Annotated in this window: 21 protein-coding genes; 11 read left to right on the top strand and 10 right to left on the bottom strand. The window is 72.0% G+C overall.

The window, feature by feature from the left end; genetic code table 11:
- Positions 1-54 precede the first annotated feature (54 nt).
- The 7 genes from L3078_RS01810 to L3078_RS01780 form a co-directional block, all read right to left on the bottom strand.
- Positions 55-879 (bottom strand): DUF1684 domain-containing protein, encoded by an 825-nt coding sequence (locus L3078_RS01810; RefSeq protein ID WP_239750180.1) that lies wholly within the window; start codon positions 877-879, stop codon positions 55-57.
- A 151-nt stretch (positions 880-1,030) separates the two neighbouring features.
- Positions 1,031-1,915 (bottom strand): TauD/TfdA dioxygenase family protein, encoded by an 885-nt coding sequence (locus tag L3078_RS01805; protein WP_239750179.1) that lies wholly within the window; start codon positions 1,913-1,915, stop codon positions 1,031-1,033.
- Positions 1,916-1,942: 27 nt separating this feature from the next.
- Positions 1,943-2,761 carry an ABC transporter ATP-binding protein gene (locus L3078_RS01800; RefSeq protein ID WP_239750178.1) on the bottom strand — a complete coding sequence of 273 codons (819 nt, stop codon included), beginning with the start codon at positions 2,759-2,761 and terminating at the stop codon, positions 1,943-1,945.
- Positions 2,748-3,812 carry a taurine ABC transporter substrate-binding protein gene (locus L3078_RS01795; RefSeq protein WP_239750177.1) on the bottom strand — a complete coding sequence of 355 codons (1,065 nt, stop codon included), beginning with the start codon at positions 3,810-3,812 and terminating at the stop codon, positions 2,748-2,750. The genes L3078_RS01800 and L3078_RS01795 overlap by 14 nt, the downstream gene beginning before the upstream one ends.
- A gap of 110 nt (positions 3,813-3,922) precedes the next feature.
- Positions 3,923-4,684 carry an ABC transporter permease gene (locus tag L3078_RS01790; RefSeq protein WP_239760168.1) on the bottom strand — a complete coding sequence of 254 codons (762 nt, stop codon included), beginning with the start codon at positions 4,682-4,684 and terminating at the stop codon, positions 3,923-3,925.
- A gap of 514 nt (positions 4,685-5,198) precedes the next feature.
- Positions 5,199-6,092 (bottom strand): class I SAM-dependent methyltransferase, encoded by an 894-nt coding sequence (locus L3078_RS01785; RefSeq protein WP_239750176.1) that lies wholly within the window; start codon positions 6,090-6,092, stop codon positions 5,199-5,201.
- A 111-nt stretch (positions 6,093-6,203) separates the two neighbouring features.
- On the bottom strand, positions 6,204-7,379 hold the full coding sequence (locus tag L3078_RS01780; protein ID WP_239750175.1) for a ligand-binding sensor domain-containing protein: 1,176 nt from the start codon (positions 7,377-7,379) through the stop codon (positions 6,204-6,206).
- A 233-nt stretch (positions 7,380-7,612) separates the two neighbouring features.
- Between L3078_RS01780 and L3078_RS01775 the strand changes: the two genes are divergently transcribed.
- Both L3078_RS01775 and L3078_RS01770 read left to right on the top strand, forming a co-directional pair.
- Positions 7,613-9,154 carry an AMP-binding protein gene (locus L3078_RS01775; RefSeq protein ID WP_239750172.1) on the top strand — a complete coding sequence of 514 codons (1,542 nt, stop codon included), beginning with the start codon at positions 7,613-7,615 and terminating at the stop codon, positions 9,152-9,154.
- A gap of 327 nt (positions 9,155-9,481) precedes the next feature.
- The gene (locus L3078_RS01770) at positions 9,482-10,408 is read left to right on the top strand and encodes an ADP-ribosylglycohydrolase family protein (RefSeq protein WP_239750170.1); all 927 of its coding nucleotides are present in this window, start codon (positions 9,482-9,484) and stop codon (positions 10,406-10,408) included.
- A 16-nt stretch (positions 10,409-10,424) separates the two neighbouring features.
- Here L3078_RS01770 and L3078_RS01765 read toward each other — a convergent pair whose 3' ends face one another.
- Positions 10,425-10,886, bottom strand: a complete 462-nt coding sequence (locus L3078_RS01765; protein ID WP_239750166.1) for a pyridoxamine 5'-phosphate oxidase family protein — start codon at positions 10,884-10,886, stop codon at positions 10,425-10,427.
- 96 nt (positions 10,887-10,982) lie between these two features.
- Entirely contained in the window at positions 10,983-12,230 is a 1,248-nt protein-coding gene (locus tag L3078_RS01760; RefSeq protein ID WP_239750164.1) for an MFS transporter, read from the bottom strand.
- Positions 12,231-12,346: 116 nt separating this feature from the next.
- Here L3078_RS01760 and L3078_RS01755 point away from each other — a divergent pair, with 116 nt between their 5' ends.
- Positions 12,347-13,312: a D-2-hydroxyacid dehydrogenase family protein gene (locus tag L3078_RS01755; RefSeq protein ID WP_239750162.1), complete on the top strand. Its 966-nt coding sequence runs from the start codon at positions 12,347-12,349 to the stop codon at positions 13,310-13,312.
- Here L3078_RS01755 and L3078_RS01750 read toward each other — a convergent pair.
- Positions 13,240-13,803, bottom strand: coding sequence for a rhamnogalacturonan lyase family protein (locus L3078_RS01750; RefSeq protein WP_239750161.1), 564 nt, complete (start codon positions 13,801-13,803; stop codon positions 13,240-13,242). The genes L3078_RS01755 and L3078_RS01750 overlap by 73 nt on opposite strands.
- Positions 13,804-14,088: 285 nt before the next feature.
- Here L3078_RS01750 and L3078_RS01745 point away from each other — a divergent pair, with 285 nt between their 5' ends.
- From L3078_RS01745 to L3078_RS01710, 8 genes are all read left to right on the top strand, one after another.
- Positions 14,089-14,778 carry a M24 family metallopeptidase gene (locus tag L3078_RS01745; protein WP_239750160.1) on the top strand — a complete coding sequence of 230 codons (690 nt, stop codon included), beginning with the start codon at positions 14,089-14,091 and terminating at the stop codon, positions 14,776-14,778.
- A gap of 115 nt (positions 14,779-14,893) precedes the next feature.
- Entirely contained in the window at positions 14,894-15,343 is a 450-nt protein-coding gene (locus tag L3078_RS01740; RefSeq protein ID WP_239750159.1) for a spore-associated protein, read from the top strand.
- A 137-nt stretch (positions 15,344-15,480) separates the two neighbouring features.
- Positions 15,481-16,449 (top strand): TIGR01777 family oxidoreductase, encoded by a 969-nt coding sequence (locus L3078_RS01735; RefSeq protein WP_239750158.1) that lies wholly within the window; start codon positions 15,481-15,483, stop codon positions 16,447-16,449.
- A gap of 154 nt (positions 16,450-16,603) precedes the next feature.
- Positions 16,604-17,221, top strand: coding sequence for a TOPRIM nucleotidyl transferase/hydrolase domain-containing protein (locus L3078_RS01730; RefSeq protein WP_239750157.1), 618 nt, complete (start codon positions 16,604-16,606; stop codon positions 17,219-17,221).
- 116 nt (positions 17,222-17,337) lie between these two features.
- Positions 17,338-17,652: a DUF6400 family protein gene (locus L3078_RS01725; RefSeq protein ID WP_239750156.1), complete on the top strand. Its 315-nt coding sequence runs from the start codon at positions 17,338-17,340 to the stop codon at positions 17,650-17,652.
- Entirely contained in the window at positions 17,639-17,896 is a 258-nt protein-coding gene (locus L3078_RS01720) for a hypothetical protein (RefSeq protein WP_239750155.1), read from the top strand. The genes L3078_RS01725 and L3078_RS01720 overlap by 14 nt, the downstream gene beginning before the upstream one ends.
- A gap of 174 nt (positions 17,897-18,070) precedes the next feature.
- Positions 18,071-19,921 (top strand): enoyl-CoA hydratase-related protein, encoded by a 1,851-nt coding sequence (locus L3078_RS01715; protein WP_239760167.1) that lies wholly within the window; start codon positions 18,071-18,073, stop codon positions 19,919-19,921.
- A gap of 63 nt (positions 19,922-19,984) precedes the next feature.
- The gene (locus L3078_RS01710) at positions 19,985-21,073 is read left to right on the top strand and encodes an NADH-quinone oxidoreductase subunit B family protein (RefSeq protein ID WP_239750154.1); all 1,089 of its coding nucleotides are present in this window, start codon (positions 19,985-19,987) and stop codon (positions 21,071-21,073) included.
- Positions 21,074-21,097 lie beyond the last annotated feature (24 nt).

Raw genomic sequence — 21,097 nt, 5'->3', positions numbered from 1 at the left:
CCGGTGCCGCTCACTCCAGGCGCCCGATAATCCGCGAGAGCCGACCGACGGCACTCAGGAACCGCCCCGCTCGCGAGGGATCTTCTCCCCGGCCTCGATCGCCACGGGCAGCCGGTTCTCGGCCGGCGGCAGCGGGCAGGTGGCCAGGTCGGTGTACGCGCACGGCAGGTTCGTCGCCCGGTTGAAGTCCAGGACGACGGTGCCGTCGGCGGCGGGTGGGGCGAGGGCCAGGGACCGGTTGGCCGCGTAGGTGGTGACCCCGGACGTCGCGTCGGTGAACAGCACCAGTAGACCGCCCGGTCCGTGTCCGGGGAACGCGGTCAACGTGAGGGGACGCCCGTCCAGTTCGAACGCGACCCGGCCCGGCGCGTCGTACACATGCTCAAGGCCCTCCACCGCCGCACCCACGGTCGTCGGCCGGGGCTCGTCGAAGGCCGTGTAACGGCCGGTCACCACCCAGCGGGGGTGTGGGGCGTAGGCGGGGGTGCCGGTGTACGCGGTCCGCAGCGGCGCGTCCGGATGCCGTGGGCGGACGATGTCGTGTCCGCCGCGCTTGGCCACCTCGATCACGGCCTCGCCCCAGACCGCCTCCACCCCGCCGCGCTCCGGGAGCACCCCGAAACGGTGCTCGCCGTGGACGGGGACTCCGTCCACGACCAGTTCCTCCCCCTCGTCGAGCAGTACGACGACCCCGTCGGCGCCGGTCGACCAGGCGCCCGGCGCGTCCGGGAAGCGCTGCGGCTCCTCGCCGAGCCAGTGCAGTCCGGTGACGGCGAGGAAGCCGTGCGGGTCGGCGAGCCGTTCCTCCTGCCCGGTGTGCCACTCCTGCCAGTCGCGGGTGAAAGCGGCCAGATCCTCGGTGGTGTCCTGAACAGACATATGTGCTCCCTCGTCCTCGGTGGTCGGTGGTCGGTGTTCAGTGGCCGTGGGTCGTGGGTCGTGGGCCGTGGGCCGTGGGTCGTGGGCCGTGGGTCGTGGGTCGTGGGTCGTGGGCCGTGGGTCGGTAACCGGAGACCGGTGTCGACGTCGGTCAGCGCGGCGCGGTCGCGGGGCCGACGGGTGTGTCGCCGCGCAGCGTGATGCGGTGCATGACCCGGTGCCGGTCGCCGTAGTCGCGATTGGCGTAGTGGGCCGTGCTGCGGTTGTCCCACAGGGCGACGTCGCCCGGCTGCCAGCGGTGCCGCACGACATGTTCGGGCTTGGTGAGATGGGCGTAGAGGATGTCGAGGACGCCCCGGCTCTCGTGCTCCGAGACACCCACGATGTGCGAGGTGAAGCCGGGGTTCACGAACAGCCCCTTGCGGCCGCTCTCGGGGTGCACCCGCACCACCGGGTGCTCGACCGGGGTCAGCGCGGTGAACACCTCGCCCTCCCACAGGTTGCCCCGGCCCTGCCGCCGCTGCGCCAGGTAGTAGCCGAACTCCCGGGTGCCGTCGTGGACGGCGGTCAACGTGTCCACGTACGCCCGCAGTCCCGGCGACAGTGACTCGTAGGCGAGCTGGCTGTCGGCCCAGTTGGTGTCACCGCCGTGGGGCGGCAGCACCACGGCTCGCAGCACGGAGATCGCGGGCGGCCGCTGTACGAACGTCACGTCCGTGTGCCACACGTCGGCGAAGCCGTTGTCCTGGCTGTCGAGCGAGTACACCTCGGGCGCCACGTCACCGGAGTCGTGCACCGGATGCCCGACGGTGACCTCGCCCAGTCGTCTGCCGAACTCGATCTGCGCGGCGTCGTCGAGACCGTGCTGGCCACGGACGAACAGCACCTTGTGGGCCACGAGTGCCTCGCGCAGGGCGAGCACGTCGTCGTCGCGGAGGCGGGCGAGGTCGACGCCATGGATCTCCCCACCGAAGTGCGGGCCGAGCGGGATGACGGGGATACGGGCCACGGAGGTCCGTTCATGCAGGATGCTCACCGGGATGTCCTTTCGTGAGTACGGTGATCAGGCCGCGGCGGCGGCCTTGACGGCGTGCGCGACCTGGGCGCGCAGCTCGGCGAACTCGCGCGAACCGCGCAGTTCCTCGGCGTCGACGTCGCCGCGCGGCAGGGTGATCGGCAGATCCAGGGCCACGGTCCCCGGGCTCCTGGTCAGCACCACGATGCGGGTGCCGAGGAACACCGCCTCGTCGGCCGAGTGCGTGACGAACACCGTGGTCCGCCCGGTGTGGTCGGTCACCCGACGGACGTCCTCCTGCAGCCGCTCCCGGGTCAACGCGTCCAGCGCCGCGAACGGTTCGTCGAGCAGCAGGAGGGGGTTCTCGGCGGCCAACGCCCGGGCGATGGCGACACGTTGCTGCTGGCCGCCCGAGATCTCCCAGACCCGCCGCCGCTCGGTGCCCTCCAGGCCGACCCGGGCCAGCAGCTCCGCCCGCCGCTTCGGCCACCGGGCACGGTCCACCCCCGCGTACCGCAGCGCCAGGTCGAGGTTGCCCCGTACGGTCCGCCACGGGAACAGCCGTGGTGTCTGGAACACCACGCCGGCCGTCCGACCGGGGTGCGGCTCGCCGCCGGAGACCCGCACCGAACCGAGCGTCGGCTGCTCGAACCCACCGATCAGCCGCAGCAACGTGCTCTTGCCACACCCGGAGGCACCCACCAGGACCAGGAACTCCCCGGCCGGGACGGACAGATCCACCGGCCCGACAGCGGTGACGGCCTCGCCGCCCCGGCCGTACCGGTGGGTGACACGGTCGAGGCGGACGGTTCCGGCGTCCGCCACGGGCTCCGCCGCCGGGATCGCGGCGAGCTCACTTGAGGACATCGGACAGCCCCTTGAGGTAGAACGCCTCGCGCACGGCGTCCGCCGACGGGGCGGCGTCGATCTGCTGCTGGGCGGCCAGGAACCGGGCCGTGTCGGTGACGTAGGTGAGCAGCTTTCCGGGGGTGTCGTCGGTGCCCAGCCAGTCGGCGGACACCACCTGCTCCGGAGTGAGGAACACGCCCTGCGAGAGCTGCGCCTCGGCGTCCGCCGCGCTGATACCGAGCTCGGCCGCGACGGCCTTCACCGCGCCCTTCGGATCGGACTTGAGCAGGCGCAGAGCATCGGCCTCGGCCTTGCGCCAGGCGGCGATCGCCTTCGGGTCACGGGCGATCAGGTCGTCGGACACCACGGCCAGGTCCAACGTCGGCTTTCCGGCCGCGCCGACCTCCTTGCTGCTGGTCAACTGGGTCCCGGACGTGCGCAGTTCGTCCAGGGTGGGCAACCAGACGTAGGCGGCGTCGATGTCGCCCCGCTGCCAGGCGGCGAGGATCGGCTGAGGCTGGAGGTCGATGAGTTGGACGTCGGACGCCTTGAGCCCGGCCGTCTCCAGCGCCGCCAGCAGACTGTAGTGCGACGTGGACGCGAACGGCGTGGCTATCTTCTTGCCCCTCAGCCCGGCGACGTCGGAGATGCCGGTGGCCCTGCGCGCCACGAGGGCCTCGTTCTCGCCCGCGACGTCGAGGATCCACGCGACCTTGTACGGGATGGGCGAACCGCCGGAGATCCCGCGAGCGAACGGACTGGAGCCCAGTGCCGCGATGTCGAGGGACTTGCCGATGAAGGCCTGGTTGACACTGGCGCCGGAGTCGAACTTGATCCAGGTGATGTCGTGGTCCGGGAGCGCCTTTTCCAGCAGTTTTCTGTTCTTCACGATCAAGTCGCCGCTGGGGAAGGCGAAGTAGCCGATGCGCAGTTTCTTGGAGCGGCCGGACGTCGTCGCCGCGCTGTCCGTGGAGCAGCCGGTGACGGCGGCGGAGACGGCGACGGTGACACCGGCCAGGGCTCCGGTGAGGAGGCGTCGACGGGACGGGCCTTGAGGAGCACGGGACATGGCGGAGCCGTTTCTGTGCAGGGGGAGGTACGGAAAAAGAGGGGGGTGTTGGTCGGTCGTCGGTCGTCGGTCGTCGGTCGTCGGTCGTCGGTCGTCGGTCGTCGGTGGCGCTAGGCGCGACCGCGCCACGGCACCACCGTGCGTTCGAGACGCAGCAGCAGGCCGTCGATGATCAGGCCGGAGACTCCGATGGCGATGATCCCGACCAGGACCACGGGGGTGTTGTTGTAGTTGGCGGCGTCCTTGACCATGCCGCCGATGCCGGGCAGACCGTTGACCAACTCGGCGGCGACGAGGGAGGAGTAGGCCACCCCCACGGCGAGTCGGACCCCGGTGAGCGTCTCCGGCAGCGCGGACGGCACCACGACGTCCCGGACCACGTCCCACCGAGACGCGCCGAGTGCCCGGGCGGCCTCGATCAGGCTCTTCGGTACGGCGGTGACGGCCGTGGTGGTGGACACGGCCACGGGCGGGAAGGCGGCCACGGCCAGCAGCGTGATCTTCGGCTCCTCGTCGATGCCGAGCCAGATGATGAGCAGCGAGAAGTACGCCAGGGGCGGCAGCGTCCGCAGGAACGTGATCCAGGGCTCGAACAGCGAACGCATCCAGCCGACCGTGCCCATGAGCAGCCCGAACAGTACTCCGAGCGCGATGCCGATGCCGGCTCCGACCGCGATGCGCCGCAGGCTGATGCCCAGATGCTCGACGAGGTAGGTGCCGTTGTAGCCCCGGACACCGTCGTGCGTCGTGGACACGGTGACGAACGCGTCCCACACCTTCGCCGGTGACGGTACGAGCGTCTCGCTCCACGTTCCGCTCGCCGCCACCACCTGCCACAGGAGGAGGAAGAGCAGCAGCGAGCCGACGGGCAGGACGACGTGACGGGCGCGCGCCCATGAACCACGTGTGGACGAACGGGGCGACTGGGCCGGCTCGGGCGGTACGTCGGCGGGTGCGGATGCTGGTGCTGGTGTGGGCGCGTCTGAGGGTGCGGTTGTCGGTTGATCAGGCTTGGAAAGAGGGGGAGTTGCGGACACGTGGCGTCCTCCAGGGGGCGCCGGGACATGAGCGGCCGCCGCCGAGCGACGTGGGCGGCCGGCCCCGAGCGAGAGCGGTGCTGGACCGAGCGGGAGTAAGCACCCCGCGACAGCGCGCGGGGATCGCCCGCGCCGGGTGGGTCACCGGACGGCGGGGCGGGCGGGGGAGCGTCGGCTCAGCAACAACACGAGCCCGGGCGTCGGCACAGGTCGATGACCAGGCGTCGCACCAGGGGCTCGGGATTCATGGCCCATTTCTACCGCAGCCGCAACCCGACACCAAGAGGCGTCCACTCTCTGGAACATGGGGCGCGCGGGTCTCTGGAACACGAGGCGAGCAGGCACACGGCTACGCGGGGGCCGCGTCCGGGCCGCTCGCGGGTTTCCGTCCCCAGACGGTGAGCATGCCGGCCGACACCGCCGCGCACTCGTCCGAGGACAGATAACGGATCGCCGCGTCGACGGCCGTGTCGTCGACCAGTCCGGTGGCGACCATGGCCGTCCTGCTCCGGTCCCAGGTGTCAGCCCAGAAGCGGCTGATGGGGCTGCCCGGCACCAGCGGCGGCACATGCACCTCGGCGGCGACGGACCCGAGCCCCGCGGCCCGCAGCAGTTGTGGGTACGACGGAACCCAGGAGACATCCGTGCCGATGGTGTCCCGCAGCCCCTCCCACATCGCCCGCATCGCCACGCTGTACGGCGTGTCGGGCGTCCGGTCGCTCGTCAGTCCGCTCGTCAGTCCGCTCGTCCGGTCACTCGTCAGGTCGATCGCGTCGCTGAGCACCAACACCCCACCGGGTGCGACGAGTTCGGCCAGCGCTGTGATCAGGCGGTCGTGCTCGGGGAGGTGCATCAGCACGAAGCGCGCGTGGACGAGCCGGAACCGGCCGGGGGCGAACGACGGGGCGGAGACGTCGGCCTCCAGGACGTCGAGCCCGGGTATCGGCCGAGCTTCGAGGAACCGTACGTCGCGGTCCACGGCGAGCACGCTCGTCACCCCGGCCTCCTCCAGCAGCCGACGGGAGACCGTGCCCGTGCCGGCACCCACGTCGAGGCAGCGCCACCCCGGGCCGACCCCGAGTTCCCGCAGCCGCGCCAAGGTGATGTCGTCGTAGGCGAGGGCACCGAAATCGATCCGCTCGCCCTCGCCGACCTGCTCCGGACGGAAGACGGCCTCGCCGTACCGCCCGCCGTACCGCCCGCCATCGTCCGCACCGGCCGGCGAGTCGTCGGACGCGGTCATGGCGTACCTCCGCACACGAGGGACAGGTGGCGGGCGGCTCCGCACGAGGTCGCCGCCCCACCCGATCCTCCCCGGCGTCGCCGCGAGGCGCGATCCGGAGTCCGCCGCCGATCAGGCCCCGAGGTGTTCGCTGTATGCCTCGGTCGGCGGATACGGGGCGGAGTGCGTCATGCCCACCGACCAGAATCCCCGGGTGCCCGGAACGGACGTCACGTCATTGAGGTAGGGCGCCGGGGCCGGGCCCGCCGGGCCCCGGGCGAGCGTCCAGGTGTCGCCGTCCCGGCGAAGATACGTACCGCGGGTCTGGTCCGAGAAGTTCCAGCCCGAGATCCATGCTGCGCGGCCCCGCGCGTCGCTCGCTATCCCGGTGAGCGACCCGAGGGTGAAGCCGGGTTCCACCCGGGTCCAGGCCGTGCCGTCCCAGTGGCTCAGCGCGGGGTTGCCGGGACGGCCGATCGGCCCGCCGACACCGGCCTCGGTGCCCACCGCCCACACGTCGTCCGGACCGGCGGAGTGCACGTCGGCGATGCCGAGCCGTAGGCCCACGACAGGGGGGAGCACCGTCCACGCACCGTCCCAGCGGGCCACGAGGCCCGACCAGCCGCCGCCGTTCGACCGGTCTCCGCAGACCCACACCTCGCCCGGCCGGCGCACGACGACCCGCCAGAGGTTCACGCTCTCGACGGGCAGCGGGTCCAGCCAGCGCCACCGCCGCCCGTGGCCGTGCAGCAGGCGGGCGGCGCCGTCCCGGGTCCCACAGACCCACACCTGCCGGTCGCGGCCCACCGCCACCGAGGTGAGCCGGACGTCCGGCTCGCCCCGGCCGGGGAAGTCGGCCTCGCGCCATGTGGTGCCGTCCCAGCGCAGCAGGGGGGTGGTGTCGCCGGTGGGATGGCCCACGGCCCACGCGGCGGACGTGTGGACACCGGCGACATCGACGATCCTCGTGTGCGTGAGGTGCGACAGGTCGGACTTCGTCCAGACGCTTCCGTTCCACACCATGGACAGGGCCTGCTGCTGGGTCTGCGCGCCCAGGTTCTCCTCGCCCACGGCCCAGGCCAGTCGCGGCCCGGCGGCGGCGACGCGCCGCAGTTGCGCGGCGGGGAGGCTACCGGGTGCCGGCACGGCCTGCCAGCCCCGCGCACGCGGCGCCGGTACGGTCTGCCGGTCCTGTGCGCGCGGCGCCGGTACGGTCCGTCGGTCCTGTGCGCGGGCCGCCGGTACGTCGGCCCGGGACGCGGAGGGGCCGAGCGCCGTCCCCGCCAGGACACCGATGGTCCCTGCCACAAATCGCCTTCGTCTCACTGCTGGATCCCTCCGGGCGGATCAGGTGGACAGGAGGAACCACCGTGAACCAGCCCACCCCGGAGTTCTAGCCACCCACATGACAAAACGCGTGGAGCGGCCTACCCGATCGGGTGACCGGCCAGTGGCGCACGCGCTCGGGAGGGGAGTAACAACTCGTAGGAGACATGAGACGTGGCGTACGCGGCGTGCGGACAGGGCGAGTGGGGAGACACATGCGTGTTCCGATGACGGTGGCCGACTTCCTGGACCGGGCGGAGGCGGGTTTCGCCGACAGCCCCGGGGTGATCGACGAACCGAGTCAGCCCGCGGCGCCGGTGGCGCCGTCGACGTACGGACGACTGGGGGAACGGGTGCGGGCCTGGCAGGCGGGACTGGACGCGCTCGGGGTGGGGGAGGGCGAGCGGGTGGCGGTGGTCAGCCACAACTCGGCCCGACTGCTGGAGTTGCTGTTCGCGGTGCCGATGAGCGGGCGGATCTGTGTGCCGGTCAACTTCCGGCTGAAGGCGGAGGAGATCGAGTACGTGGTGCGCCAGAGCGGTGCCTCCGTGCTGCTGGTCGACCCCGAGGTGCGGGACACGGTCGCCGACGTCAAGGTGACGCACCGGTTCACCCTGGGGGAGGAGACGGACACCGGGCTGATGCGGTTCGGGGTCGAGCCGAGGCCCTGGTCGCGCCCGGACGAGGACGCCACAGCGACGATCAACTACACCTCCGGAACGACCGCGCGCCCCAAGGGGGTTCAGCTCACGCACCGCAACATCTGGGTGAACGGGCTGACCTTCGGCCTGCACACGCGGGCCTGGGAGCGGGACGTGTATCTGCACACGTTGCCGATGTTCCACTGCAACGGGTGGGGGATGCCGTTCGTCATGGCCGGGCTCGGCGCCCGGCAGGTGGTTCTGCGCAAGGTCGACGGCACCGAGATCCTGCGCCGGGTCGACGAACACGGCGTGACGCTGATGTGCGGCGCGCCGGCGGTGTGGAACGCGGTCCTCGACGCGGCGACCGGCTGGGAAGGGCCGGTGCCGGGGCGCGACCGGGTGCGGATCGTGTGCGCGGGAGCGCCGCCCCCGAGCCGGATGATCCAGCGCGTCGAGGAGGAACTGGGCTGGGAGTTCACCCAGATCTACGGCCTGACGGAGACCTCGCCCCTGCTGACGTTCAACCGCGCGCGGCCCGATGACGACGCCCTGCGGGGTGAGGAGCGGTCGCGGAAGCTGTCACGCGCGGGTCTGCCGGCGCTCGGGGTGAAGCTCCGAGTCGCCGACTCCGGTGAGGTGTTGGCGCGCTCGAACGTGGTCCTGGACGGGTACTGGGAGAAGCCCGAGGAGACCGCCGCCGTGCTGGAGGACGGCTGGTTCCACACGGGCGACGGCGGGACCCTGGACCCCGCCGACGGACATCTGACGATCTCGGACCGGAAGAAGGACGTCATCATCACCGGCGGCGAGAACGTGTCGTCCATCGAGGTGGAGGACACGATCTTCAGCCACCCCGGGGTCGCCGAGGTCGCGGTCATCGGGGTGCCGGACACGAAATGGGGCGAGACGATCAAGGCGCTGGTCGTGCGGGCCGGGGGAGCGGCCGTGAGCGAGGCCGAGATCATCGCGTACTGCAAGGAACGGCTCGCCGGGTACAAGGCCCCGACGAGCGTGGAGTTCCGGGAGACCATCCCTCGAACGGCGACCGGAAAGGTCCAGAAGTTCAAACTGCGCGAGCCGTACTGGTCCGGACGGCCCCGGGAGGTCAACTGACCGGCCGCGTCCGCCGACGGCGCCGTCGCGGAGCGCGGCGCACGAGGACGCACGTCCGCCGCACCTCCCGGGTGCGTCAGGTGCGAGCACCAGCACCCTCGACTCCCGTGCGGTGCGCCCGCTCAGGCGCGTCCAGTCCTCCTTGGGGAACGTCCCGGTGTGGACGAAGTTCGAGGCCGCGAGCACGCGTTGCAGCCGGGTGGCCGGAATCAGGCGGGGCACGGCGAGCGCGGAAACACACTCGCACGCTCGTCGCCCGCCGACGACAATGCTCTGGCCACCCCCCTCGTCCCCATCCCCATCCCCATCGCCCGGAGGAGTCTTCCGATGACCAGCCGTTTCCACGCCCACGCCGGTCTCGACGGCCTGGTGATGGGTGACGCCTTCGGCGACAGCTGGTTCACGCGGTCCGACGAGGACGCGGAGGCGTTGTGGGCCGCGCGGGAGCCGCGTCCCGGGCCGTGGTCGTGGACGGACGACTCCGCCATGGCCTTCGTCGTGTTCGGCCACCTGACGACCCACGGGGAGGTCCTCCCGGACACCCTGGCGGTGGAGTTCGCCGCCGAGTACGACCGTGACCCGGGGCGCAAGTACGGGCCGTCCATGCACGGTGTGCTCCGGGGCATCCGCGAGGGCGGTGACTGGCGGGCCGTCACCACCGAGCGGTTCGGCGGCCAGGGTTCCTACGGCAACGGGGCCGCGATGCGCGTCGCACCCCTCGGCGCGTGGTTCCGCGACGACCTGCCGGCAGCCCGAGAGCAGGCCAGGCTGTCCGCGCTGACCACGCACGCCCACCCCGAGGCCGTGGCGGGCGCCGTCGCCGTGGCGGTCGCGGCGGCACTGGCGGCCGCGACCGAGGGCCACGACGCCCCGCCTCGCCCGGAGTTCCTGCGGGAGGTCGCCGACCATGTGCCGGACAGCGACGTCCGCTCCCGCCTCCTGGTGGCCGCCGCGTTCTCCGACCGTGCGTCGGTCCGCCACGCGGCGTCCGTCCTGGGCTCGGGAACACTGATCTCGGCCCCGGACACGGTCCCGTTCGCCCTGTGGTCCGCCGCGGGCCACCTGAACGACCTGACCGAGGCGCTCTGGCAGACCGTCGCCGGATGGGGCGACCGCGACACCACCTGCGCCATCGCGGGCGGCGTCGTCGCGTCCCGCACCGGCACGGCCGGCCTCCCGGCACCCTGGCACGAGTCCCGCGAGCCCATCCCCGACTGGAGCCACTGGAAGCCGGTCCACCAGCCGCGCCGGTGAGGGTCGGCCGTCGTCGTCATTCCGACCACACGCCGTCCCGCATGATGACTCGCCCGCGTAGTTCCGGCTCGCCGCGCCAAGCGCGTACGGTCGTCGGGACCACGCGGACGTACACGAAGGCACCGTCCTCCACGCGCGGATCCCACCCGAACTTCCCCGCGAACGCCTCCGCCGCGTCCCGGGGCACCTCCTGGTCGGCGAAACACTCCGCCTCCCCCTGGAGCAGCACCACGTCGAACGTGTCCGGCAGCGACAGGCGCACGCGCGGCTCCTCGCGGACGTTCCGTACGGTCACGGACGCGGCGCCGGTGCACATCCACACCGCCCGCCCGTCCCACGAGAACCACAACGGCACCTGGTGCGGCCCGTGTTCGGGGTGAGCCGTCGACAGCCAGACGTCCCGCTCGCCGACGAGCCGTTCCAGAGTGTCGCGCACACGCTCAGCCGTCCGACGGCGAACGATTCCCGTGGTCTCCATGAGGACGGACCCTAGCCACTCGGGTGCGAACCGCACCTGGGGCGCGGGACCTACTCCCGGCGACGCGGGACCTACTCCCGGCGACCGATGAACCCCTCAGCCCGATCGCTCCGCCTCCGCCTCCGCCTCCGCCTCCGCCTCCGCCTCGGCCTCCGCCTTCGGAGCCGGTACCGGACGTCGCAGCAGATACACGGCCGCGGACGACACCAGCACCGCCATGCACGCGATGAAGACGAGCCCCGCGCCTTCCAGACCCATCGGCTCCGCCAGGAACCCCACCCCGATGACCGGCACCGAGATCCCCGTGTAGGCCACCACGAACAGTGACGAGATCACGGCCGCCCGGCGATCCGGCGCCGACGCGGCCGCCACGGCGGACAGCGCTCCACGAAACGCCAGACCCTGCGCGGCCCCGCCCACGACGGCACTGAGTACCACCAGCGCCAGCAGTTCCCAGTGCAGCGCGCCCGCCAGCAGCGCCAGCCCGGCCAGCAGCCCGGCGCAGCCCAGCGGCAGCGACCGGCGCACACCGACACGTCCGACGGCCAACTGCCCGGCCGTGGAGGCGAAGAAGGCCAGCGCGACGACCAGCCCGCTCACCGCGTGATCGCGCACGTCCAGGGACTGGGCGAGGAAGGCCGGGCTGACCGAGGTGAAGACCCCGAACAGGGCGAACCCCACGAAGGAGGCGGCCGCCGCCGGCCCGAACACCGTCCGCACCGACGGCGGCAGGCTGGGCCGCCCAGGTCGTACCGTGGCCGGCGGCCGTCGCTCCCGCACGGTTTCCGGAAGCCCCAACAGGACGGCCGCCGCGCAGGCCACCAGGGCGAGATGGACGGCGAACGGCAGATACAGCGGCCACGGGGCGTACTGCGCGAGCACCCCGGCCAGCAGCGGACCGCAGCCGAGCCCGCCCATGTTCGCGGCGGTCGCCACGAACGTGGCCCGCGAGACACCACCACGCGGCGCCAGCTCCATCACGTACGCCGTGGCGGCCCCGGTGAACAGGCCGGCCGACAGCCCCGACAACAGCCGCCCCGCGTAGAGCCAGCCCAGCGCGGTGGCGCACAGGAAGCAGACGGCACTCGCCGCCGCGAACCCCAGGCCCCACCACAGCACCGGGCGCCTGCCCACGGCGTCCGAGACGTTGCCCGCCAGCAGCAGCACACCGATGACCCCGAAGGCGTAGACGGCGTAGACCACGGTGACCGTGAGCTCCGAGAAACCGAACTTTTCCTGGTAGAGGCCGTACAGCGGGGTCGGCAGTGTCGTGCCGGCCATGCACACGGCGAACACCGCGCCGCCGAGCGCGCACCGGCGCCGGCTCCCGAGATCACCGTCCATACCGCCGAAGGTAACCCCGCCCCTCGCGGCACGCGCCCCGACGACCGCCGCCAGTCCCCGGCACCCGCCGCCCACCCGCGCCCGAGGCGGCCGCCGACGAACGGCACACTGTCCGCATGACCCTCCACTGCACCGTGCTGGACGACTACCAGGACGCCGCCCTGACCCTGGCGGACTGGAGCCCCCTCGCCGACCGGGTCGAGGTGCGCACGCTCCGCGAGCACATCACCGACCGGGACCGGCTCGTGGCCGAACTCGCCGACTGCGAGATCGTCGTGGCCATGCGGGAACGCACGCCCTTCGACGCCGACCTCCTGCGCCGACTGCCCCGCCTGCGCCTGCTGATCACCACCGGCATGCGCAACGCCTCCATCGACCTCGCGGCGGCACGGGCCCAGGGCGTGACGGTCTGCGGTACGGCGAGCAGTCCCACCCCTCCCGTCGAACTGACCTGGGCGCTGCTCCTCGGTCTGGCCCGCCAGGTCACCGTCGAGAACCGGGCCCTGCGCGAGAACGGCCCCTGGCAGTCCACCGTCGGCCAGGACCTGCACGGCCGCACCCTCGGTCTGCTCGGGCTGGGCAAGATCGGCAGCCGGGTGGCCCGCGTCGCCACCGCCTTCGGCATGGAGGTCCTGGCCTGGAGCGAGAACCTCACCGCCGAGCGGGCGGCCGAGGTGGGCGCCCGACTGGCTGAGGACAAGCGGGACCTGCTCGGCCGCAGCGACTTCGTCTCCGTCCACCTCGTCCTGTCCGACCGCACCCGGGGCCTGCTGGGCGAGCCGGAACTGCGCGCCATGCGCCCGCACGCGCATCTCGTCAACACCTCGCGCGCCGCCATCGTCGACCGGACGGCACTGCTGCGCGCCCTGCGCGAGGGGTGGATCGCCGGCGCGGGCCTCGACGTCTTCGACAGCGAGCCCCTCCCCGCCGACGACCCCTTCCGCACCCTCCCCAACGTCCTCGCCACCCCGCACCTCGGCTATGTCACCGAGCGCAACTACCGCACCTTCTACGGGGAGGCGGTGGAGGACGTCGTCGCCTTCCTCGACGGCGCCCCCGTCCGGCAGCTGACGGGCGGGTAGCGACCCGACGGTGGCGCGTCGAGCAGGCCCACGGGGCGGGACCACGTGAGCGGACCGCCTCCCGCGTAGGCGATGTCCGGCCGGGGCGGCCGCGTCATGCCGGCGCCGAGGAAGTTGTCGACGTGGTGGGACTGCAGATAGCCCTTGAAGGTCATGGCGTTGCGGTAGGCGGGGTCGTGGGCCGGTGTGTGGAGCCGGGTGGCGGTGGGCCGGTCGGTGGTGAAGACGATCAGCTCGTCGTGGGAGGCGTTGGTGTGGACGGCCTCCTCCCGCCAGTCGCCGAGGATGTCACCGACCAGGGTGGGACCGCCCTGCGCGGCGGTGACGGCGCCGTGGTTCCAGGTGCTGACGAGCCGGAGCGCACCGCCACCACCCCGCGCCCGAGGTTCTCCATCACCCGCGCGGCCTGAACCCTCGGCGTGTCGTCGGCCACGGCCGTGCCCGCGCCGGGCGAGGTGAGTCCGGCCGCCCCGACGGCCAGCACGGCACACACGGCCCTGTGAAAGTCATGCGCATGACAATCACACCCTCCTGTGCCGGAACGGAACCGTCGACGAGTCGTACCGCGGGGACTTGAACCGTTTACACGCCTGTGATGGAAGCACCGCCCGAGACGACCGTCAAGGCTGACGAAGCGTCAATATTCCGCGAGTACACAGGCCTTGGCGCATCGGAACACCCGCGCGGACACTCCTGGAAACGCTTCCAGAAACGCCCCCGAAGCCGGTCGGTGAAATCCCGTTGCCGGAAGCGATCTCTCTCACTACGGTCGGCTCATGGCGGACGACGAACCCACGCGCGCGGCACGGCTCCTGGACGCCCAGGCGAAGGCGGTACGGCTCTTCGCGGAGATGGAGGAGCGCGGTCTTGTCGCCCCCGGCGAGAGCGAGCGCGCGGTCAGTGACCGGGTCAGGGACCTGGCGAACGAACTGTTCGGCACGACCCGCCACTGGCACAAGAGGATCGTCCGCTCCGGCCCCAACACGCTGAAGCCCTACCGGGAGAACCCGCCGGACCGGGTGATCACCACGGACGACATTGTGTTCGCCGACTTCGGCCCGATCTTCGAGGAGTACGAGGCCGACTTCGGCCGGACCTTCGTTCTCGGCGACGACCCCGTCAAGCACCGACTCCGCGGCGATCTGTCACGCGTCTTCGCGGTCGGCCGCAGGTTCTTCGAGGCCGACCCGTACATCACCGGAGCGCGGCTGTACGCCGAGGTGGAGAGGCTGGCCGCCGAGGCGGGGTGGGAGCTGGGCGGCTGGCACGCCGGCCACCTGGTCGGCGAGTTCCCGCACGAGTGGATCGACGGCGCGGACGTGGAGTCGTACATCGCCCCCGCCAACACCACCCCGATGCGCCGCACCGACAAGGCCGGGCGCCGCTGCCACTGGATCCTGGAGATCCATCTCGTCGACCCCGAGCGCGAGTTCGGCGGTTTCCACGAAGAACTTCTCACCCTCTGACCAGGGCCGCGCACACTCTCGCGAACCTCAGTGGAAGACCGGGGCAACCATTCGTCCCCCTCGTGGGTCACATCCTGTGAGAGCAAAGGCGCTCTCATGGCTACAAGGGGGAAATATGAGAAAGGTACGTAATGTCGTGACGATGGGGGCCTTAGCCGCACTCGCGGTGGGCGCCTCGACCGCCTTCGCCACGGCGGCCTCCGCCGCGCCGAACGTCACCCCGCAGGGTGTCTGCGGCAAGGCCTACAAGACGGTGAACTCGGCGCCCGTCGGCTCGCTGGGCACCGTCTACCTGACCTACAACGCGTCGAACGGCGAGAACTGCGTCGCGACCATCCGCAAGAACCCGGGCACGCTCAAGCCCATGTCCACGTGGGTCTACATCCCCGCGACGGACGAGTACGCGGGCGACGCCGACGACTACAGCTCGTACGCGGGACCGGCCTACGTCTACGGCAGGAACTTCTGCGTGAACTGGGGCGGCAGCATCGACAACGTCTACGTGTCGGTGGAGAACTCCAACTGCGGTTCCCTGAAGGAACAGCGGGTCACCGAGATCCGCTGATCCGGCACCCCGTCCAGCCGTGAGTTCCCGCACCGCCGCGCCTTCCTGAGTCGCACCGGGAGCGGGAACTCACGGCACCATGTTGAACGCGTTCAAAAAGCGGTTACCCTGGAGTCGAGCCGAGCGAGGAGGGTTCGATGAAGGTGGTGCTGCCCGGGGGGACCGGACAGATCGGCGCGGTTCTCGACCGTGCGCTGACAGCGGCCGGTCACGAGGTCACCGTGGTGACGCGGCGACCCACGCGGGCGCACGACGTCGGCTGGGACGGGGCCACGCTCGGCCCCTGGGCCACGGCGGTCGACGGCTGTGACGTCGTGATCAACCTGGCCGGGCGCAGCGTCTCCTGCCGCTACACCCCCGAGAACCTGCGGGCCATGATGGACTCCCGGGTGGCCTCGACGCGGGTCGTCGGCGAGGCGATCGCCGCCGCCGCGCGACCGCCGCGCGTCTGGCTCCAGATGAGTACGGCGACGATCTACGCCCACCGCTTCGACGCGCCCCACGACGAGGCAACCGGCGTCATCGGCGGCGCGGAGACCGGCGTGCCGGACTACTGGGCGTACAGCGTCGAGATCGCGAAGAACTGGGAGCGGGCGCAGGCCGAGGCGCCGACCCCCGCCACCCGCAAGGTGGCCCTGCGCTCGGCGATGGTCATGAGCCCGGACCTGGGCGGTGTGTTCGACGTCCTGTCACGGCTGGTACGCCTCGGGCTCGGCGGCCCGGTGGCCGGCGGCGCGCAGTACGTCTCCTGGATCCAGGACGAGGACTTCGTGCGGGCCGTCGAGTTCCTGATCGCCCGGGACGACCTCGACGGTCCGGTGAACCTCGCCTCGCCCCACCCCCTGCCGCACCGCGCGTTCATGCGGGCGCTGCGCACGGCCTGGAACGTCCCGGTGGGTCTCCCGGCGACCCGGGGGATGGCCGAGCTGGGCGCCTTCGCCCTGCGCTCGGACACGGAACTGCTGTTCAAGAGCCGCCGCGTGGTGCCGGGCCGGTTGCGCGACGCAGGATTCTCCTTCGCGTACCCCGACTGGGACAGCGCGGCGGCATCCCTGGTGCGGCGCGCCCGACCGAAGCGTCCCGCCGCGCTCCGCGAGGCCGCATGACGGGCCCGCGGGCTCCCGGGCCCGCCGACCGGAGACCGGGCCCGCGCTCGGGGGCCGATCCCGTCAACTCCACGGTGATTCCGCCCTGATGACGGCGCTCGCGCCGCCGAATATCGCGTGCGGTGGCAACGGTGGGCGTAGCAGACTCCCAGACATGGTGGACATGAGCATGTTCCGGGACGAGGTCACCCGCTGGGCCGGCGGAGGCGCCGGCGGGTCGGCGAGGGGCCTGGCGGAGCCGGTGGGCGTGCACACGGTCGTCCTGCTGGAAGGGCTGAGCGACCTCGCCGCCGTCGAGGCACTGGCCGAGAGGCGCGGACGTGACCTGGCCGCCGAGGGGGTGTGCGTCCTGTCGATGGGCGGTGCCATGAGCGTCGGCCGCTACGCCGCGCTGCTCGGACCCTCCGGCCTCGGTCTCCGCCTCCTCGGTCTGTGCGACGAGCGCGAGAAGCCGTTCTTCGACCGGAGCCTCGCCCCGTCCTCGACCCCGCGCCACGCCGTCTTCGTCTGCTCGGCGGACCTGGAGGACGAGCTGATCCGCGCCCTGGGCACCGAGCGGGTCGAAGAGATCGTCCACGCCGAGGACGAGTCCCGCCCCTGGCAGACCTTCCTGCAGCAGCCCGCCCAGCACGGCCGCCCCCGGCATCAGCAGCTGCGGCGCTTCATGAGCACCAGAAAGGGCCGCAAGATCCGATACGGCCGCCTCCTGGTCGAAGCCCTCGCCCCGGAGCAGGTGCCCGCCCCGCTGGATGACCTCTTCGCCCACCTGTAACCCGGGAACACCACGCCCCCGCCCCGGCCCGAGGCCGCCTCGCACGCCCCGGACCTGCTGTGACTTCCCCCACCTGCCCTTGCCGGAGCGCGCGCCGCTTCCCTACGTTCGGTCGCATGTCCCTCCATGACCGCGCCCTTCCCGGCGAACCGGACGAGCCCGACACGGCGAGCGATGCCGCCGCGGGTCGCCCCGACGCCTCTCCGACGGCCGATCTGGACATCGACCTCACCTCGCACGAGATGCTCCGGCGCGCCCACGTCCTGGACGCCCTCGGCGACGACTGGGACCCCGTCGCCGCCCTGCGCGACGAGGACACGGCGTACCGACTGCTCTACTCCGGCCTCGACGCGGAGCAGCGGCGGGTCTACGACGAACTGGTCGCGGCCGGTGTGCTGCCGCGAGAGGGCGGCGGTCATGCTGCCGCTTGACCCGCAGGCCGACATCGGGCGCCGCGCCTGGGTGGCCTGCCCGAGCTGCGCCGACCACCAGGGATGCGGAGCCTGCGAGCAGGGCCGCACCTGTTCCGACCACTGGCGCTACCTGCTCTCCAACGTCGGCAGCCTGCTGCACCTGCAGTGCCCGTCGTGCACGCACATCTGGACCCACGAGACCCACTTCGGAGCCACCCGCACCCCCTGGGAGCGCATCACCAGCGGTCTGCGCCGGCGGTGACCCGCCCCCGTCGCCGAGCCGACGGGGGAGGGGCGGCCAGGTGAGGCCGGACGGCGGATGGGCGCCCGCTTTCGGATGACCTCACCGTCTGTCGCCGGGGACGGCGGGCAGCCCTGGCCGAGGATCTCGGTCGGCGGTCATCCCTGCCTGCCGTTCGTCCGCCCGGAGGCAGCCGTGCACATCCTGCTCCTAGCCAGCGCGTTCAACAGCCTCACCCAGCGCACCCACGCCGAACTGCGCGACCGTGGCCACACCGTGGCGGTCGAACTGGCCCTCCCCGGCGGCCACTTGCCGGAGGCGGTGCGACGCCACGCGCCGGAGCTCATCGTGTCGCCGATGCTCCGGACGGCGATCCCCGAGGAGGTCTGGTCGGCGTACACCTGTCTCGTCGTCCACCCCGGCCCGGTGGGCGACCGGGGGCCGTCCTCCCTGGACTGGGCGATCCACGAGGGCGCCGACCGGTGGGGCGTCACCGTCCTCCAGGCCGACGCGGAGATGGACGCCGGCGACGTGTGGGCCTCCGTGCCCTGCCGGGTTCCTCCGGTGCCCAAGAGCGAGCTGTACCGGGGCGAGATCGCCGACGCCGCGATCGAGGCCGTGCTCCTCGCGGTGGAGCGCTTCGCGGGCGGCACCTACGCACCGCTGAAGCAGGACCGGACAGATGCCGCAGCCGACACCGCCGCCGATGCCGCCGCCGATGCGGATGCCTTTGCCGCCGCGGACGTCGGCGCCGTGCCGCACCCACGTCCCCGCACCCGTCCCTACCTCGACCAGAGCGTCCGCCGCATCGACTGGGCCGACGACGCCACCCAGGACGTCCTGCGCAAGCTGAGGGCGGCGGACTCGCAGCCCGGAGTGCTGGACGTGCTGCTGGGCGGGGAGTGGTACCTGCACGGCGGCCACGCCGAGGGCGTGCTGCGCGGACGGCCGGGGGAACTGCTGGCCACCCGCGCCGGAGCGATCTGCCGGGCCACCAGGGACGGCGCCGTGTGGATCCCCGAGCTGCGGCCCCGGCGGGTGCCCGGACAGCCGCCCACCTTCAAGCTGCCCGCCGTACGGGCCCTGGGCGACCGGCTGCCCCCGCTGCCCGAGCACCCCCTGCCCCGCCTGCCCGAGAACACGCACGGGACCTGGTCGGACATCCGCTACCGGGAGGACGGGAACGTCGGGCACCTCGCCTTCTCCTTCCCCGGCGGCGCCATGAGCACGGAACAGTGCCGCCGTCTCCTGGACGCCTACCGGGAGGCCTGCGCACGGCCCACGACGGTGCTGGTGCTGGGCGGCGAGCGGGACTTCTTCTCCAACGGCATCCACCTGGGCGTCATCGAGGCCGCCGCCGACCCCGCCGCCGAGTCCTGGGCGAACATCAACGCCATCGACGACCTGGTCGAGGCGGTCCTGACGACGACCGACCGGCTCGTGGTCTCGGCGGTCGCCGGCAACGCCGCCGCGGGCGGTGTGATGCTCGCCCTGGCGGCCGACGAGGTCTGGTGCCGCTCGGGAGCCGTCCTGAACCCGCACTACCGGCTGATGGGCCTGTACGGCTCGGAGTACTGGACCCACACCCTGCCGCGCCGGGTGGGGCCCGCGACGGCCGAACGGCTCATGGACGAGGCACTCCCGGTGAGCTCGGCGACCGCCCTGCGGCTCGGGCTCGTCGACCGGGTCGTGGACAGCGGCCCGGACGCCTTCGCGGGGCAGGTCGGCGACCTGGCCGCACGGCTGGCCTCCCTTCCGGCCACGGCGTCACGGATCTCCGCCAAGAAGACGGAGCTGGACCGGCTGGAGAGCACGACCCCACTGGCCGGCTACCGCGAGCGGGAGCTGGCCGTCATGCGCCGGACCTTCGACGACCCGGACGCCCCCTACCACGCGCTGCGCCGTGCCTTCGTCCGTAAGGAACGGCCGTCGCACACCCCGCCGCACCTCGATCCGACCCGGGTTGCGCGCACCGCCCCGATGCCCTCCTCCACCGCAGTCACCGGAACGGCCCCCGCTGCCGTCCCGTCGCGGTCGAACCGCTGATACGAAGAAGAGCGACGGTCGACATACAGGCTTTCATCCCTTACCTCCCCAGGAGGCGGTCCCATGACTGAGGCGACGCCGGGCACACTCGATGCCGCGGAAGCGGGCGGCACGCCCGCCGACGAAACGCCCACGATCCACATCCTCTGGATCAACGCGGGCCTGAGCTGCGACGGCGACTCGGTCGCGTTGACGGCGGCCATGCAGCCCAGCATCGAGGAGATCGTGCTCGGTGTGCTGCCAGGTCTTCCGAAGGTCGCCGTGCACTGGCCGCTCATCGACTTCGAATGCGGCCCCATCGGCGGCTCGGACACGTTCATCGAGTGGTTCTTCAAGGGCGAGCGCGGCGAGATCGACCCGTTCGTCCTGGTCGTCGAGGGCTCCATCCCCAACGAGGCGATCAAGCCCGAGGGCTACTGGTGCGGTTTCGGGGACAACCCGGAGACCGGTCAGCCGATCACCACCAGCGAGTGGATCGACCGGCTCGCCCCCAAGGCCCTCGCGGTCGTCGCCATCGGCACCTGCGCCACCTACGGCGGCATCCACGCCATGGCGGGCAACCCGACCGGCGCCATGGGCGTCCCGGACTACCTCGGCTGGGACTGGAAGTCCCACGCGGGCATCCCCATCGTGTGCGTCCCGGGCTGTCCGATCCAGCCGGACAACTTCTCCGAGACGCTCACCTACCTGCTCTACCAGGCGGCCGGCGCCGCCCCGATGATCCCCCTGGACGACAAGCTGCGCCCGACGTGGCTGTTCGGGGCCACCGTGCACGAGGGCTGCGACCGCGCCGGCTATTACGAGCAGGGCCAGTTCGCGACGTCGTACGACTCGCCGACCTGTCTGGTCAAGCTCGGCTGCTGGGGGCCGGTCGTCAAGTGCAACGTGCCCAAGCGCGGCTGGATGAGCGGCATCGGCGGCTGCCCCAACGTCGGCGGCATCTGCATCGCCTGCACCATGCCCGGCTTCCCCGACAAGTTCATGCCGTTCATGGACGAGCCGCCCGGCGCCAAGGTGTCCAGCGGCACCAGCACGGCATACGGCGCCGTGGTCCGCAAACTGCGGTCGATCACCGCCAGGACCGTGGACAAGGAGCCCAAGTGGCGCCGCACCGGCGAGAAGATCACCACCGGATACCGGCCCCCGTGGTGAACGGTCCCCACGCATAGCGGCTCC

This window comes from Streptomyces deccanensis (assembly GCF_022385335.1).
In the GTDB taxonomy this organism is placed as follows: domain Bacteria; phylum Actinomycetota; class Actinomycetes; order Streptomycetales; family Streptomycetaceae; genus Streptomyces; species Streptomyces deccanensis.
Note: the sequence above shows the minus strand (reverse complement) of the source record. Positions and strands in the feature narration are given on the sequence as shown.

What these genes read in the sequence shown, in the direction of transcription:
- L3078_RS01810 (WP_239750180.1), bottom strand. Translation starts at nt 879, where the DNA reads ATGTCTGTTCAGGACACCACCGAGGATCTGGCCGCTTTCACCCGCGAC.
- L3078_RS01800 (WP_239750178.1), bottom strand. Translation starts at nt 2,761, where the DNA reads ATGTCCTCAAGTGAGCTCGCCGCGATCCCGGCGGCGGAGCCCGTGGCG.
- L3078_RS01795 (WP_239750177.1), bottom strand. Translation starts at nt 3,812, where the DNA reads ATGTCCCGTGCTCCTCAAGGCCCGTCCCGTCGACGCCTCCTCACCGGA.
- L3078_RS01785 (WP_239750176.1), bottom strand. Translation starts at nt 6,092, where the DNA reads ATGACCGCGTCCGACGACTCGCCGGCCGGTGCGGACGATGGCGGGCGG.
- L3078_RS01775 (WP_239750172.1), top strand. Translation starts at nt 7,613, where the DNA reads ATGCGTGTTCCGATGACGGTGGCCGACTTCCTGGACCGGGCGGAGGCG.
- L3078_RS01770 (WP_239750170.1), top strand. Translation starts at nt 9,482, where the DNA reads ATGACCAGCCGTTTCCACGCCCACGCCGGTCTCGACGGCCTGGTGATG.
- L3078_RS01765 (WP_239750166.1), bottom strand. Translation starts at nt 10,886, where the DNA reads ATGGAGACCACGGGAATCGTTCGCCGTCGGACGGCTGAGCGTGTGCGC.
- L3078_RS01760 (WP_239750164.1), bottom strand. Translation starts at nt 12,230, where the DNA reads ATGGACGGTGATCTCGGGAGCCGGCGCCGGTGCGCGCTCGGCGGCGCG.
- L3078_RS01755 (WP_239750162.1), top strand. Translation starts at nt 12,347, where the DNA reads ATGACCCTCCACTGCACCGTGCTGGACGACTACCAGGACGCCGCCCTG.
- L3078_RS01745 (WP_239750160.1), top strand. Translation starts at nt 14,089, where the DNA reads ATGGCGGACGACGAACCCACGCGCGCGGCACGGCTCCTGGACGCCCAG.
- L3078_RS01740 (WP_239750159.1), top strand. Translation starts at nt 14,894, where the DNA reads ATGAGAAAGGTACGTAATGTCGTGACGATGGGGGCCTTAGCCGCACTC.
- L3078_RS01735 (WP_239750158.1), top strand. Translation starts at nt 15,481, where the DNA reads ATGAAGGTGGTGCTGCCCGGGGGGACCGGACAGATCGGCGCGGTTCTC.
- L3078_RS01730 (WP_239750157.1), top strand. Translation starts at nt 16,604, where the DNA reads ATGGTGGACATGAGCATGTTCCGGGACGAGGTCACCCGCTGGGCCGGC.
- L3078_RS01725 (WP_239750156.1), top strand. Translation starts at nt 17,338, where the DNA reads ATGTCCCTCCATGACCGCGCCCTTCCCGGCGAACCGGACGAGCCCGAC.
- L3078_RS01720 (WP_239750155.1), top strand. Translation starts at nt 17,639, where the DNA reads ATGCTGCCGCTTGACCCGCAGGCCGACATCGGGCGCCGCGCCTGGGTG.
- L3078_RS01710 (WP_239750154.1), top strand. Translation starts at nt 19,985, where the DNA reads ATGACTGAGGCGACGCCGGGCACACTCGATGCCGCGGAAGCGGGCGGC.